General features: G+C 51.6%; 15 protein-coding genes and 2 other annotated features (1 of these 17 only partly in view). Of the genes, 7 read left to right on the plus strand and 8 right to left on the minus strand.

What is annotated here, in order from left to right:
• Window positions 1–46: 46 nt before the first annotated feature.
• The gene (locus ACWAU4_RS15860) at window positions 47–229 is read left to right on the plus strand and encodes a DUF3545 family protein (protein WP_025010585.1); all 183 of its coding nucleotides are present in this window, start codon (window positions 47–49) and stop codon (window positions 227–229) included.
• A gap of 61 nt (window positions 230–290) precedes the next feature.
• Here the strand turns inward: ACWAU4_RS15860 and ACWAU4_RS15865 are convergent, their stop codons facing one another.
• The 3 genes from ACWAU4_RS15865 to ACWAU4_RS15875 form a co-directional block, all read right to left on the minus strand.
• Window positions 291–833 (minus strand): hemerythrin domain-containing protein, encoded by a 543-nt coding sequence (locus ACWAU4_RS15865; RefSeq protein WP_025010584.1) that lies wholly within the window; start codon window positions 831–833, stop codon window positions 291–293.
• 201 nt (window positions 834–1,034) lie between these two features.
• Window positions 1,035–2,132, minus strand: coding sequence for a response regulator transcription factor (locus ACWAU4_RS15870; protein WP_093982536.1), 1,098 nt, complete (start codon window positions 2,130–2,132; stop codon window positions 1,035–1,037).
• Window positions 2,120–4,129: an ATP-binding protein gene (locus ACWAU4_RS15875; protein WP_243756790.1), complete on the minus strand. Its 2,010-nt coding sequence runs from the start codon at window positions 4,127–4,129 to the stop codon at window positions 2,120–2,122. Before ACWAU4_RS15875 ends, ACWAU4_RS15870 begins: the two co-directional genes overlap by 13 nt.
• A gap of 99 nt (window positions 4,130–4,228) precedes the next feature.
• Between ACWAU4_RS15875 and nfo the strand changes: the two genes are divergently transcribed.
• Window positions 4,229–5,083, plus strand: coding sequence for a deoxyribonuclease IV (gene nfo / locus ACWAU4_RS15880; RefSeq protein ID WP_144134841.1), 855 nt, complete (start codon window positions 4,229–4,231; stop codon window positions 5,081–5,083).
• Window positions 5,084–5,222: 139 nt separating this feature from the next.
• Here the strand turns inward: nfo and thrC are convergent, their stop codons facing one another.
• The 3 genes from thrC to thrA are packed head-to-tail and all read right to left on the minus strand — an operon-like array spanning window position 5,223 to window position 9,966.
• Entirely contained in the window at window positions 5,223–6,506 is a 1,284-nt protein-coding gene (thrC, locus tag ACWAU4_RS15885) for a threonine synthase (protein ID WP_208124973.1), read from the minus strand.
• 38 nt (window positions 6,507–6,544) lie between these two features.
• Window positions 6,545–7,504, minus strand: coding sequence for a homoserine kinase (gene thrB, locus ACWAU4_RS15890; RefSeq protein WP_096140801.1), 960 nt, complete (start codon window positions 7,502–7,504; stop codon window positions 6,545–6,547).
• Window positions 7,501–9,966 carry a bifunctional aspartate kinase/homoserine dehydrogenase I gene (gene thrA, locus ACWAU4_RS15895; RefSeq protein WP_208124974.1) on the minus strand — a complete coding sequence of 822 codons (2,466 nt, stop codon included), beginning with the start codon at window positions 9,964–9,966 and terminating at the stop codon, window positions 7,501–7,503. The genes thrB and thrA overlap by 4 nt, the downstream gene beginning before the upstream one ends.
• Window positions 9,967–10,000: 34 nt before the next feature.
• Window positions 10,001–10,121, minus strand: a sequence feature (Thr leader region).
• A gap of 77 nt (window positions 10,122–10,198) precedes the next feature.
• Between thrA and ACWAU4_RS15900 the strand changes: the two genes are divergently transcribed.
• The 3 genes from ACWAU4_RS15900 (at window position 10,199) to ACWAU4_RS15910 (ending at window position 11,766) form a co-directional block, all read left to right on the plus strand.
• Window positions 10,199–10,324 (plus strand): hypothetical protein, encoded by a 126-nt coding sequence (locus tag ACWAU4_RS15900; protein WP_261381880.1) that lies wholly within the window; start codon window positions 10,199–10,201, stop codon window positions 10,322–10,324.
• A gap of 302 nt (window positions 10,325–10,626) precedes the next feature.
• Entirely contained in the window at window positions 10,627–11,238 is a 612-nt protein-coding gene (slyD, locus tag ACWAU4_RS15905; RefSeq protein WP_025887197.1) for a peptidylprolyl isomerase, read from the plus strand.
• A 147-nt stretch (window positions 11,239–11,385) separates the two neighbouring features.
• Complete coding sequence (locus ACWAU4_RS15910) at window positions 11,386–11,766, plus strand: hypothetical protein (protein ID WP_025887196.1); 381 nt, start codon at window positions 11,386–11,388, stop codon at window positions 11,764–11,766.
• 1 nt (window position 11,767) lies between these two features.
• On the opposite strand, the gene trpR is transcribed toward ACWAU4_RS15910, so the two are convergent.
• Window positions 11,768–12,043, minus strand: a complete 276-nt coding sequence (trpR, locus tag ACWAU4_RS15915) for a trp operon repressor (RefSeq protein ID WP_025010576.1) — start codon at window positions 12,041–12,043, stop codon at window positions 11,768–11,770.
• A gap of 197 nt (window positions 12,044–12,240) precedes the next feature.
• Here trpR and ACWAU4_RS15920 point away from each other — a divergent pair, with 197 nt between their 5' ends.
• Window positions 12,241–12,693 carry a c-type cytochrome gene (locus ACWAU4_RS15920; RefSeq protein WP_025010575.1) on the plus strand — a complete coding sequence of 151 codons (453 nt, stop codon included), beginning with the start codon at window positions 12,241–12,243 and terminating at the stop codon, window positions 12,691–12,693.
• Window positions 12,694–12,755: 62 nt separating this feature from the next.
• Here the strand turns inward: ACWAU4_RS15920 and ACWAU4_RS15925 are convergent, their stop codons facing one another.
• Window positions 12,756–13,433 (minus strand): cytochrome b/b6 domain-containing protein, encoded by a 678-nt coding sequence (locus ACWAU4_RS15925; protein WP_025010574.1) that lies wholly within the window; start codon window positions 13,431–13,433, stop codon window positions 12,756–12,758.
• 312 nt (window positions 13,434–13,745) lie between these two features.
• Here ACWAU4_RS15925 and hpf point away from each other — a divergent pair, with 312 nt between their 5' ends.
• Complete coding sequence (gene hpf / locus ACWAU4_RS15930) at window positions 13,746–14,099, plus strand: ribosome hibernation-promoting factor, HPF/YfiA family (RefSeq protein ID WP_054744341.1); 354 nt, start codon at window positions 13,746–13,748, stop codon at window positions 14,097–14,099.
• A gap of 108 nt (window positions 14,100–14,207) precedes the next feature.
• Window positions 14,208–14,311, plus strand: a sequence feature (Phe leader region); it runs 16 nt beyond the window's last position.

Here is a 14,311-nt window from a genome sequence, read left to right on the forward strand (position 1 = left end):
TATGATATTTAAATGTTGATAAAACATACAACAACAGGAGGTTGCCATGGATCGTTTGGATTATGGTAGTGCGCTAGACGAAGTCGTTGAAAGACCAAGCCGCTCTCGAAGCTCCAACAAGAAGCGCAAATGGCGTGAAATCGAAGCGCTGAAAGATAAACATCGTCTGTTGAAGGAACTACAGGAGATAGACAGCAGTTTTGACTATGATATCGACAGCCTCCTCTGAATATGAGAGACATTAAAAAAGAGCGCCAAGCGCTCTTTTTTAATGTCTGCTTCCCACAAGGTTATCTGTCTGCGGTTTGAATATAGCTTCTCAGCTCGTCGAATAGCTGGTTATCATCGCTGCTGAACAAAGGATCCTCTATCAGCTTCAACTCACACATGCTTTGGATCTTCTGCCAGTCTTCATCCTTCAGGCTCTTGGCAAGCAAAGGAAAGATCTCCCGCTCTTCATACAGCATGTGCTTTTCCTGCAAATCCACATATCCCTTCAATTCAGCAACCAGTTTTTCCTTGGCCACCACCACGTCGTTCAGGATCAGGTTGAGTGTCGCCATCAAGGCCGATGAAGCTTCAATCAATTTTTGGTGCTCTTCCTCAAGACGCCGGGTAGGCTCGGTACGGCTCTCCTTGATAAGGAAATAGTCGTAAATGATGTCTTCGAGTGGATGATGGCTGTGCTCGGCATAGCCCTGCATATATTCGACAACATCCCGTACCAGATTAAAATTGACGTGCTCACCTTCGGCCAGCTTCAGGTATTTCCCCTTCAGCAACTTCAGCAATATGGCAATATGCTTGTGGTCATTCATCAATCTTTGCAGCATAGGGCACTCCATTTTGAGTCGGGCCTTTCTAGGTAATAGTAGTAAACAGGCCAAATATTACTCAATACTAACCATAGATGTTTTCCGGGGACATGATAAAGATCAAGGAAAATAACCTTCTAAATCAATAATTCATAAATTAGCACCTTGTATAATCTTCAATGCCCTTACGCTACTTGCCCCAAAAGCGGGCCAAGCGCCTCAGCACCCCTGGCTTTCTTCCATCATCACCAGCATCTCTTTGAGAGAGCCACGGATACGATTGAAGGCTTCACCGGCAGAGCTGGCTTCGCGCAGATGTCGCTCAACCATGGAGGTAAAATAACTCTCCTGCTCTTCTGTCATGTCCAGCACATGAAAGCTGCTGCGAATTTCAGTAGTGATCCCCGATAAGGTATCGCAGAAGCGCTGATCCTGTTGCTGCATGGAATCACCCAACTGCTTCATCAACAGGTGTAACCTATCCATCACCCGTCGCAGCATCTGCTGGCGCTCTATGTCCAATACCCTGGCCTCCAATCCTTCGACCACAACGGCAATCACATCCCTGAGGCGGCCGTAAAGCACCTCATCCTTGACCGGCATATTCTTGATCAAGAATGACACATGCTTGTCATTGCACATGGTTCGGTTGCCAAAGTCATACAGGCGTCCCTGTTTGTCCAAAAGTTCAAAGATATTGGCTTCTATCGGGCTTATCTGGGCATTGTCCGGCACAAAATATTCGGCGCTGTCTGTGCGTATTTCCAGACAGGTATTGAGGTTGAGCTGAGTCATCAGCTCAAAAAAGGCATCGGCAAGGGCACGGTAGTTGTTACAAAGAAAACATTGGCGGAAGAATTGCAGCACGCAGCCATATTGGGACGATTCACTCATGGACTGAAACGCCATATTTCTCGACATGGACTCGGCCTGCATCAGAGACTGTTTGCGCTGTTGATATTGCGCCACACTGCGTACCTTGGCCAACAGCTCTTTCAGCTCAAAGGGTTTGGCGATAAAGTCTACCGCCCCGGCCTCATAGGCCTTGAGGCGCTCATTGAGGGTATTCATACCGGAAACAAATACCACTGACGCCTCTCGCCCCTGTGATTGCAAGTGAGCACATAACTCCACACCGCTGGAATCCGGCAGATTGATATCCATCAGGATAATTTCCGGTGTCGCCGACTCCAACGCCGCCAAATATGCTGCTGCCGAATCAAACACTTGGACTGAGTAATCATCCTGTAAGACTTCCTCTATCAAAGCCAGATAATCAACATCATCATCCACTACCCAGACAGTTAAATTGTCCATAACTCTCCCTTACTGTCATCAGCAAATCTAATTCCCACCTGCTTGAGTGCCAGAATCAATCCTGTCAGATCAAAGGGTTTATGCAGTACCGGAAACGGCATCTCATCGGCGCTGGAAATACCTATGTCCTGAATAAAGCCGGAGATCAGCAACACCAGCAGTGAGTGTTTAACATTGAGTTTTTGTGCAAGTTCATAGCCGTTGATACCGCCAGGCATCAACACATCTGTGATAAGAAGCTCGGCATCACAACGCTGCTGCTCGTAGCGTTGCAGCACTGTGATGGGGTCGTGGAACAGCTCCGCCTCTATCCCCAGCAGGTCGCAATAGTCGGCCATCACTTCCAGCATCTCAGGCTCATCATCCACCACTATCGCCTTTATCGGACGCCTGACTCTGGGCAATTCCCCCATATTGGCACTGAGTTGTGGCTCAGTCGCCAACTTACGACTCTGCGGGAACCATAATCTGAATTCAGTGCCGGCAACTCCCGTGTTCAGGATGGCGATATAACCCTTGGAACGTTTAACAAAACCGTACACCATGGCCAGCCCAAGACCTGTGCCCTTGCTCTTGTCCTTGGTGGTGAAGAACGGGTCGAATACCTTGTCCTGAAAGGCTTCAGGAATACCACTACCGCCATCAATCACGCTGATCCATACATAATGCCCGGGCTCTACCTGGGTCTTGCCTATGGCGATCCCGGGTAGATAACCACTCAAATAGCAATTGCCGGTACGTATCTTGAGTTCTCCCTTGCCCTCCATAGCATCGCGACCATTGAGCAGCAGATTCAATAAGGCGTCTTCCAGGTCCCCTTTGTCGAGCATCACAGGTTTGTTATCCGGTGCCAGCTCAATACTCAGCGTTATTTGACTGGTCAAGGACTTAGCAAACAACTCCTGCAAACCTTCAATCACCTCATTGACCTGGCAAGGCTCGGCATTGAACTGTTCCTGGCGCGAAAACGACAATAGTCTGCGGGTCAGATCTGTGCCCCGTTGGCAGGCCTTAAAGGCGGTATTGAGGTATTTTTCAGCTTTGGGATCAGAGGTTTTAAGCTGCATTAACTCCAGGTTACCCTTCAATACCCCGAGAATATTGTTGAAGTCGTGGGCTATGCCACCGACCAACTCCCCTATGGCCTGCATCTTCTGGGTTCTGGCCACGGCCTGCTGCAACTGATGCTGCTCGCTGTAATCGCGACCTATAACGGCGTATATGCGCCGACTTTGGGAAATACAGTAACAATTGAGATGCAATAACTCCCTGCCGCCATCGCCCTTATGACACCAAAGTTCCCCGGTATAACTGCCCTTGCGGCGCAACTGCTCCCTAAAGGAGTCACTTTCTTCGCCTTCAAACAGCAGGCCGGTTAAATTGGCGCCCACCAATTCCCGGTTGGCATATAAGGTCACTGCTGTGGCTGCCGGGTTGGCGTAAAGGATGGGTTCTCGCTCAGGTTCGAGACTAAACAGCAGTAATAAACTGTCGGCACCATCTATAACGGCCTTGAAGCAGAGTTCATCCTCTGCCGACTGTGATGAACTGCGGCTGAGCTGACATTGATAGATAGCCCCCACCAAGGGGCCGATACTGGCCTGGCATGAGGCCAAAGACTCAAACCAACCGGGAGTAGATGAGTGGAAAAACAGCAATAGATCTGAATCTTTGATTGGCCAGACGGTAAACTTCAGCCATTGATGAAGCTCTTGTTGGCTCGCTTCTTTGGCCCATTGATTAACACTGCTCCAAAACGTCAAATAGATAACCGGATCCCGACACCAGCAGGTGACTGATTCCGGCATATCATTGGCGCCCAACTCTGAGCGTTCCACCATCAGCAAAGCCTCTGCCCCTGAGGCATGTACCAGGGTCTGGCACAGGGCCGGCAATACGTCCTGTCCCTGGGTCAAACCCAGTTGCAATTTAGCCAGTTCAATCAGCAGTCGGGACCAGTCGCCAGGGAATTCGGTTTGAGCCTCAGAGGAAAACACGTTAAAGTCCCTTTCCGTTGTTTTTCAGTCATTCAAGCATAGACAAGTTTGCAATATTAGCGACTTATCCAGCTTGCCAAGCGCTATAGAGGAGTCTGGGTGACGAGTCAGGAAAGGTGGGTTGGTGCCCATGTCAGCGCCCAGGGTGGTGTGGAAAATGCTCCGCTCAATGCCCACAAGATAGGGGCCAGTGCCTTTGCACTGTTTACCAAGAATCAACGTCGCTGGCAGGCAGCACCTTTAACCGAGCAGTCCATCGCCGCCTTTCAGGAAAACTGCCAAAAATTGGGGTTCAGACCCGAGGCGATTCTGCCCCACGACAGCTATCTGATTAACTTGGGACACCCGGATCCCTTGCTGCTGGAAAAATCCCGCGATGCCTTTGTCGATGAGATGCTTCGTTGCAAACAGTTAGGATTAACCTTGCTGAACTTTCATCCAGGCAGCCACTTGCGACAGATAAGTGAAAACCACTGTCTGCGTAACATCAGCGATTCAATCAACCTGGCATTGGCAGCTTGTGATGGCGTCTGTGCCGTCATCGAAAATACCGCGGGACAAGGCTCCAACCTGGGACACAGCTTTGAACAACTGGCACAGATCATTGACGGGGTTGAGGATAAATCCAGAGTCGGTGTTTGCCTGGATACCGCCCATATGTTTGCCGCGGGTTACGACATTCGCACTCAGGAAAGCTGCCGGGAAAGCTTTGACGCCTTTGGCCGCATAGTGGGCTTTCAATACCTCAAGGGCATGCACCTCAACGACAGCAAGACGGGACTCGGCAGCCGGGTCGATCGCCACGACTCCCTGGGCATGGGCGAAATAGGCAAAACCGCTTTCGAGTATATTCTCGGCCACCCAGCCACCAAGGGGATACCCTTGATATTGGAAACCATACGCCCGGAGATCTGGCCCGAAGAAATTACCTGGCTGAACAGCCTTAGCCGCTAAACCATCTATTCGCTCTCCGTCGATTCAATCTCCTAACTGCCCCAGTAAAAAGCCGCAAATGATGCGGCTTTTGGGATAATTACTGCACTAAATTCAATCCTTGGCAGCCCTATCGACCTCCAAGAGCTGAACCAAGGTCTTAGTTCAACACCGCAAACATGTGCTGTTTAAGACTATCAAAATCGGCCGGCAGAACAGCCGACAGCAGCGGCTTATCAGCCACCCTTTGCAATGCCTGTGGCAGTGGCAGACTGGTGTTCAACTCGCGGTCGACCACATCCTTGAATTTGGCCGGATGTGCCGTCGCCAGAAAAATCCCCTGCTCTTCATCCTGCAGAGACAAACGCAGTGCCTCGGCGGCCACCGCTGCATGGGGCTCTGCCAGATAACCTGTCTGCTCAAGCGCTAACATGGCCTGACGGGTTTGCCCCTCGGAAAGCGCCAAGCCTGACAAGTCAGACAGCGGCCATTTCATCTCGGCAAAAATCGCTTCCACTCTGGGCCAGTTGCTCGGCTCGGACACATCCATGGCGTTGGACATGGTCGCAACAGTTTGCCGCGGCGCCCAATCACCAAAACTCAAATAGCGCGGTACGGTATCATTGCTGTTGGTGGCCGCCACAAAACGCTTGATGGGCAATCCCATGGCTTTGGCCAGCAGACCCGCGGTCAGGTTACCGAAGTTACCACTGGGGACACTGACAACCGGCGCCGATTGATGCTGCTTTCTATGCTGGGCGACCGCTTCAAAGTAATAACAGATCTGCGCCAACAAGCGGCTGATGTTGATGGAGTTGGCCGAATTCAGGTGCAAACCGTCACGAATATCACTGTCTTCAAAGGCTTGCTTGACCAAGTGCTGACAGGCATCGAAGTCGGCTTCGACCGCAACTGTGTGAATATTGCCGCCCAGAGTGGCAAACATCTTCTCCTGCAACTCACTGATCTTGCCTTTGGGATAGAGCACCATCACCCGCACCTTATCCAGGCCAAAGAAGGCATCAGCCACCGCCGCGCCTGTATCCCCCGAGGTCGCGGTCAAAATGGTCAGCGGTTCTGAGCCGCCAAGCTGGTTGAGACACTGAGCCATAAAACGGGCACCGAAGTCTTTAAAAGCCAAGGTTGGCCCATGAAACAGCTCCAGACAACTGCGCTGCTCGTCCACCTGCACCAGCGGCAGAGGGAAATTAAACGCCTTCTCCACCAGCTTGTCGACACAGTCCTGTCCCAGTTCATCGGCGAGCCAGGCACCGAGTATCTGCTTGCTGCGCTCGACAAAAGACAGAGCCAACAGGGCATCGACATCTGCCAGTTTCGGGATCCGGGTCGGGAAAAAGAGCCCTCGATCCATGCCAAGACCCAGCTTGAGCGCTTCAGTAAAACTTACCCGCTGTGCCGGGTGCTTGAGGTTATAGAGTTCCATATTGATGCCTTAAATTCTTTTTTGGATGAAAATGCGTTTCAGGACAATACCCGGGTGCCTTGCATATCCAGGCGGCAGATGTGAGCAAAGCCGCCCGCTTCGGTTAAATAGTGTTGTTCCAGGTAGCGTTTGGCCTGCTCGGCGCGGGCCAGATCGGCGCTGATGGAAAACAGAGTTGGGCCGCTGCCGGAAATCCCGGTGGCCAACATACCCAGCTCAGACAATCCGCGCCGCGCCGCCAGATACCCGGGGATAGCCTCGGCCCGATAGGGTTCGGCCAACACATCTTTCAACACAGTCAACGCCAGCGCCTCATCCTGGCGATAACAGGCATGAACAAAGGCGCTGAGATTGCGGCCAAATTCTATGCAGGTTCCCTTGTCGTATTGGTTCGGCATCAAGGCGCGCATGGCCGCCGTCGATAATGAAATCCCAGGATAGGCCGCCAGCCAGTACCAGGAATCAAAGGCCGGCAAGGGCTCGCAGATGCGCCCGGGTAAATCCAGCATCAGTTGCAATCCACCCAAGTAGCAAGGCGCCACGTTGTCATAGTGCACCGAACCGCTGATCTCCCCTTCAAAACGCCCCATCAACCCCAGCAAGGCCTGCTCATCATAGGGACGGCCGAAATATTCATTGAGACCATAGAGCGCCGCCACCACTGAGCTGGCACTGGAACCAAGGCCGCTGCCTACCGGCAGGTTCTTGGACAGGGTCAAGGAAACGCCTTGATTGCTCCCGGCCTCACCTAGGAAAAACTCGGCGCAGCGATAAACAATATTCTGCTGTGGTTCCTGTGGCAGCTTATGAGCCCAGGGGCCAAGTTGAGTCAGAGAAACGCCGCAAGGCGCTGGGCCCACTGTAACTGTATCCCCCAGCAAACTGCCATCAATGGGGGCCAGTGCGGCGCCCAGCAAATCAAAGCCGACACCGACATTTCCCATAGAGGCGGGCGCATAGACAGTCACAGGTGCATTGGCGGGAATAAACTGTCTCATGCGCTGACCTCCCGAGTCCAGTTGAGGGTTCTGAGCAAGTCGGCAAACACCCCGGCGGCAGTGACTTCTGTACCGGCGCCATAGCCTCTGAGTACAAAGGGGATCGGCTGGTAGTAGCGGCTGTAGAAAGCCAGTGCATTCTCGCCGCCTTTGACGCTGAACAGGGGATCATCGGCCGCCACTTCGGCGATACGCACCCTGCAACCTGACTCATCTATCTGGCCGACATAACGCAGGCGTTTACCCTTGGCATGGGCGGCAGCGACTCGCTCGGCAACGGCGGCATCCAGCTGTGGCAGAGCCGCCATAAACTGGGCTACATCGCCTGATGCATCGAAGTCATCCGGTAAGACAGACTCCACCTGAATATCATCCAGCTCCAGCGGCAAGCCCACTTCCCGTGCCAAAATCAACACCTTGCGCGCTACATCCATACCATTGAGATCGTCCCTGGGGTCCGGCTCAGTGAAACACTTTTCCCGGGCTATGGCCGTTGCCTGTGACAGGCTCATCCCCTCATCCAGCATACCGAAGATAAACGACAGCGAACCCGAGAGTATCCCCTGGAAACGCAGCAGCTTATCACCGGCAAACAGCAGCTTTTTCAGGTTGTCGATAACCGGTAAACCGGCGCCGACATTGGTTTCATAAAGGAACTGGCGCCGCTGAGCCAGCGCGGTTTGCCGCAGCGCGCGGTAAAAAGCCAACTCACGGGTATTGGCCTTCTTGTTGGGTGTCACCACGTGCAAACCGGCATTCATCACATCCAGATAACGGCCTGCAATGACATCCGAAGAAGTGCAATCCAGCAATACGGGATTGAGCAACTGCTGTTCCTTGGCCCAGGCCAACATCTGTGTCAGATCAAAGGCGACGGACGAGTCGTTGAGCCTTGATTGCCAATCGGCCAGGGAGATACCGGCAGCATCGAGCAATATCTTGCCTGAGTTGGCGATGGCGCAAACCCGAATACTGATATGTTGCTCCTTGAGCATGGCTTCCTGCTGTTTTATCTGCTCCAGCAAGCCTGCGCCTATATTGCCGGCGCCAACCAGGAAGACATCGAGATACTGCTGCACATCGAAAAAACCCTGGTGACAGGCCGCCACCGCATGACGCGTCTTGCGCTGCTCGACCACGGCCGAAATGGAGCGCTCGGACGAGCCCTGGGCAATGGCGATGATATTGACACTAGCCTGGGCCAGAGCCTGGAAAAATCGCGCAGCCACGCCCTTATGGGTACGCATACCGTCACCTATCAGGGACACTATCGCCAGTTGATCCCGCATCTCCAGCGGCTCCAACAGTTCACTCTTGAGCTCAAGTTCAAACTCCTGCTCCAGCGCCCACTTAACTCTGGGGGCATCCAAAGTGGTCACACAGAAACTGATGCTGTACTCACTGGAGCTTTGAGTGATCAGCGATACCGAAACCTTGGCTCTGGCGATGGACTCCAGAATACGCGACGCCATGCCCACCATGCCTTTCATTCCCGGGCCTGAGACGTTGAACATGGTTTGGTTATCCAGATTGGAAATCGCCTTGACCTGCAGCCCGGTCTGATCCGGCAGATTGGATACCAGAGTACCCGGCGCCTGGGGGTTGAAACTGTTTTTGATGTAGCAAGGGATTTGGAACTGGGCTATGGGTGAAATGGTCTTGGGGTGCAGTACCTTGGCGCCAAAGTAGGAGAGCTCCATCGCCTCCTGGTAACTGAGCTGGGAGAGCAGCTTGGCATCGGCAACCACCCGGGGGTCGGTATTGTAGACCCCATCGACATCTGTCCAGATTTCGCAGCTGTCGGCATCCAGACAGGCTGCCAGAACTGCGGCCGAATAATCCGAACCATTGCGTCCTAGAGTCACCACCTTGCCATCGGCACCGGCGGCGGTAAACCCGGGCATAACCCACACTCTCTGCTCATCGAGTTTAAGCAACGCAAATCTGGGCTTACTGACAGCGATATCCACCACAGACTCCAGAGGTGTACCGACGCCGAGGAATAATTCTCTCGGGTCGAGTAAACCGGCACTGACTCCCTTGGCCTTGAGCACTTCAACCATCAAGGCTGCCGAGAGTCGCTCCCCGGCTACCAGGATCTCGGCCCGCACACTGTCAGGACACTCCCCCAGAAGCTGAACCCCAGCCAATTTTGCCTGCCAACTCGCCAGTTGCTGCGCCAATACCTTCTTCAGCTGCTGTCCGGCTTCCTCTGCGAGAGATACAGATGCATCGGCATACAAGGCTTCAAATACCTCAGCCACCTTGGCAAGGGCCTCGTCGACATCCCCCTTTGCCAATACCATATCAACCATGGCCAACAGATTGTTGGTTACGGTTGCCGGAGCCGACAGCACTGTGGCCACTTGGTCTTCTCTGGCACTGGTCAGAACTATTTCTGCTGCCATTTCAAACCTTTGCCAGTTTGCCAGCGAGGTACCGCCGAACTTCATTACTTTCATCTATCTCTCCTTTAAATACCGCGCCCGCCCAGGAAACAAAAAAGCCCGCTCCTTGGTGGGAGCGGGCTTCTTGTTTGCAATTCTTCAGGGTATAGTCAGCCCGCCCCCACACTGGTAATGGTGGTGGTTGTAATGGTGGTAATTACAACTGAGCTTAGCTGATACATAGGGTTTCTATACTCGTTTCGTTCTCTTGTGTTCAGGCCGGTTCATTCAGGAGTTGAGCCCGAGAATGACAGCAATGCAAACAGGATTGCTTTTTTTTGTAGCCCTTGTCAAGGGGCGTTTTCATGAAAATTTTAATGAAATGGCAATCTCATTGAATAAGCCTCACCAAAGTCTGTTTTTAACTGGATAAGCATCAACGAAATCTCCTCATTGTAATTAACCTTGACGTAAAGTGTATTGAATAAAAGCTGAGTATCAGCCAAGCAGGAACCGTCGAGCACACCAAGATGAAAGCCTACAGGGTTCAAAAACACTCAAGTCAAGATTTTTGGAAAGACGTTTGAAAAATAATGGCTTTTTTAGTGCCTTTCCAACCCAAAATGTCATCATGGTGACAAAACTCTGTGCAACAGTTGGCATAAGCAACGCTCGGATATCGCCAGCGCGGAAAAAGCACGTTATCATGCGGCCACATTCTGAACGGGAGGCGATATGCAAATCACCCAACACAGCGCGGTTACCATTCACTACCGCCTGACTGACGCCAAGGGTCAGTTGATAGAAAGTTCTTTTGAGGCAGATCCTATGGTCTACCTCCACGGTATGGAAAACCTGATCCCGGGACTTGAAAAAGCACTGGAAGGCAAAGGCAAAGGCGATACGCTGGAAGTGACCATAGAAGCCGAAGAAGCCTATGGCCCATACCACGATGGTCTGCGTCAGGAAGTTCCTCTGGAAGCCTTTGGCGATATCCAGGACATAGTACCAGGCATGCGCTTTATCGCCGAAACTGAAATGGGCCAGCGCCCGGTACAAGTGACCGAAGTACTGGACAACAGTGTTATCGTTGATGGCAACCACCCTCTGGCTGGCCAATCACTGACCTTTAATGTGGAAGTGATGGACGTGCGTGAAGCGACGGCCGAAGAGGTCGCCCACGGCCATATCCACGCCCATGGCGGTTGCGGTAGTCACGGCCATGATCACGGCGGATGCTGCGGCGGTCATGATCACGAGCATGGCGGTTGCTGTAGCTCAGATGCCGAAGAAGGCACCAAGAAAGAAGGTTGTGACGGTAACGGTGGTTGCGGCTGCCGCGGTTGATAGCCAGTCACACCGACGCCTACTACTGATATCAATCGAGAGTCCGGCCAACGCCGGACTCTTTGTTTATGCCACTTTGGAAAACAAGGCTGGGGCTCCTGCTTTGGACTAGAATCAATAGATAACCTGGATGCGAAGGAATGCCCCGTGATCTTGTCCAGAATGGTCTATGAGAGTCTGCCCTATCTGTATTTTTTTACCGGTAGTCTGGCACTCTATCTACTCGATCCCCTACTTGGGATCCTGGGTTCCGTTTTGCTTATATTGGCCGCGGCCTGGATTTACAACTTGCGTTCGAGTCACAGACGCAGCGATCCCAAACGCCTGCGACGGGGAGGATTTTGGCCCGAACCCCTGTATGCAGGATTGCCTTTCCTCTGGTTACTGTCGGGCATGCTGCTGTTGAGATTTGCAGATAAGGAAGTGTACCAACTGCTGGGGCTGCTCATTTGTGCCTGGGGAAGCTATATTCTGAGTCAGCGTCACCTCTACCGCCGCCACAAATTGCCGCGACAGCCCCTGATGTAACTCAAAGGATCAAGGCGCGGATCTTTTCTTTCAGCGCTGCGGGCATATGCTTCAAATAGTTGGAGCAACGGGTGATTGTCGCAATGCTCACCTCATATTCGGCAGCTATCTGTCTTTGACTCATCTCCCCTTCAAGCAATACCTGAAACACCTTCAAACGGCCGGCGATGGCATGCCTTTCATCATCGGTCAGCAGCAGCTCAAACAGGCAATTAAGATCTTCTGGATTGTTATGGGCCAGCACCTTATCCAGTACTGATATCCAATCTGGGCGCATATAAACTCATTCGTGTTCACGTAATGGTACGTGAACACAGTATAGCCTCGTTTTCCTGCGAAAAAAAGTCGTGTTTTAGCAGCCAGTTACTGACAAAACTTTACATGTAAACTGAAAAAGCCTACTCCCTCTGTCACACAAAATGTGTACAATAGCCAAGCAATGTCACATTAACGCACAAACTTGTGAGAATGATAATGAAAAAATACTTACTGATGTTAGCCGCCACCGCGGCGCTTAGCGCTACAGCTGTTCAGGCCCACAACTTTGAAAGCAGCGATGATGCCATCCAGTACCGTCAGTCTGGTTTCAGCCTGATGGCCTATAACTTCGGTGATATCGGTGCCATGCTCAAAGGCAAGAAAGACTTTGACGCCGATGTTGCAGCTATGCGTGCAGCCAATGTGGCCGCCCTGGCGAAACTGCCACTGGAAGGCTTTATCGACGGTTCAGACAAGGGTAATACTGAAGCCCTGGCCAAGATTTGGGCTGACAAGGCTGACTTTGAAGCCAAGTTCAAAGAACTGCAAACCAATGCCGATGCCCTGGCCATAGCAGCCAAAGGTGGCGACAAGAATGAGCTGAAAAAAGCCTTCGGTGCCGTTGGCAAAAGCTGCAAAGGCTGCCACGACGTCTACAAGAAAGACTAAGCTCTTTCGTTGATTCCATTAAAAAAGCCTGCATTGAGCAGGCTTTTTTAATGCTTGGAAACTTACAACATGCCGATCACGGGCATCATCAAGAAGTGCACCACAGGCACGGCAACCACCAACAAAAGCACCAGTGCCAACATCAGAGACGCAAATCTGGGCTGCTGTGCTTCTGCAGCAGGTAAGCGCTTATAGCCACTGAACATGGCCCCCACCAGCTTTTCACCTTTGAAGCGGTGCAACAAGACGGCGGCCACATGAATACCGGCAAGGATCAATAAAAGATCGAAATTCTTCTTGTGTAACCAGGTAAACCAACTGGCGGTTTCACCGCTGACATAGGAGACCAAGGGCCCTTCGGTAAATATCTCATCTGTGGCAAACAAACCCGACACCAATTGCAGACTGATGATTACCAGCAATAGCACCACCATATAACCCCCAAGAGGGTTATGCCCTAAAGAATGAGGAGCCTGCTTGGCCCTCATCTTGGCAAGATAATCCAATGCCTGGCGGGGATGACGGACAAAGTGGCTGAAACGGGCTGTGTCGCTGCCGATAAAGCCCCAAATAAGCCGCACCACCAGCAAGATCATCAAACTATAGGCAAACAACTGGTGATAACTCATCTCCCCCTGATCGGCGCTCCACCATAGCCCGGCCAGGAGCAACAGCATACCCCAATGAAACACCCGCACAGGTATATCCCAGACCTTCACTTTAACTTCGTTGTTATTCATAAAGTACTTCCTGTTATCACCCGTTTTGGCCCGAACGGCATAAGGGTAAAGAGTTGTAGATGACAAACATGATGATATTTAAAGCGAGGGAAGGAGGCAATCGGAAAGGACTGATACTCAGTGATCTCATCGAATATGACCCTTTATTGACAAGGGTTCAAGGCTTTTTAGGGCAAAATTATCCAAACTTGTCTAAGTGATCAAATAAGTGACAAACGCTCTCTGACTCGCCAAAAATATTGATCTAGATCACATTTTTAACCTCAGGTATTGTTAGTCTGAAGTCAAGGAAACAACAGAGGGTTTGACAATATGCTAAAGATCACCAGCAAGCAATTTGAAGTCACAGCCGCTATCCGTGAACGTGTTGAGAGCCGCCTTGCCAAACTGAACCGTTACGATACCCAGTTGATTAATCCCCATGTCATCATCCTCACAGAAGGGCCACTCTTTAAAATAGAAGCATCAATTAAACTGGCCAACGGACAACTTTTTGCCCAGGCGAAACATGAAAATCTCTACGCAGCCATAAATGCAATGGGACAAAAGCTGGAAAAACAGCTCAATCGCCTGACCCACAAACCCACAGCTCAGCGTGGTGCCTTGGAAACCGAAGCCACCGAACCTGAGTTCGAATATGATTACAAGGAGGATTACGCAGCTTGATATTTCAATCTCCCACTAACCAGCGCACCTCCGGGTGCGCTTTTCATTGCTGAATCCAAAGATTTTTTGATTGACAGCCCAAGGGGATAGTTTTAGCTTAAATGCCATGAAATACCTCAATCGCTCGTTTTTTATTTTCTTTTTTACACCTCATTCCCGGAGGCGGCCCTGACGTGTAAAAACGAAAATGAAAATTGCCAAGCCTCCCACCC

It is taken from the genome of Shewanella sp. FeAMO, from assembly GCF_053653955.1.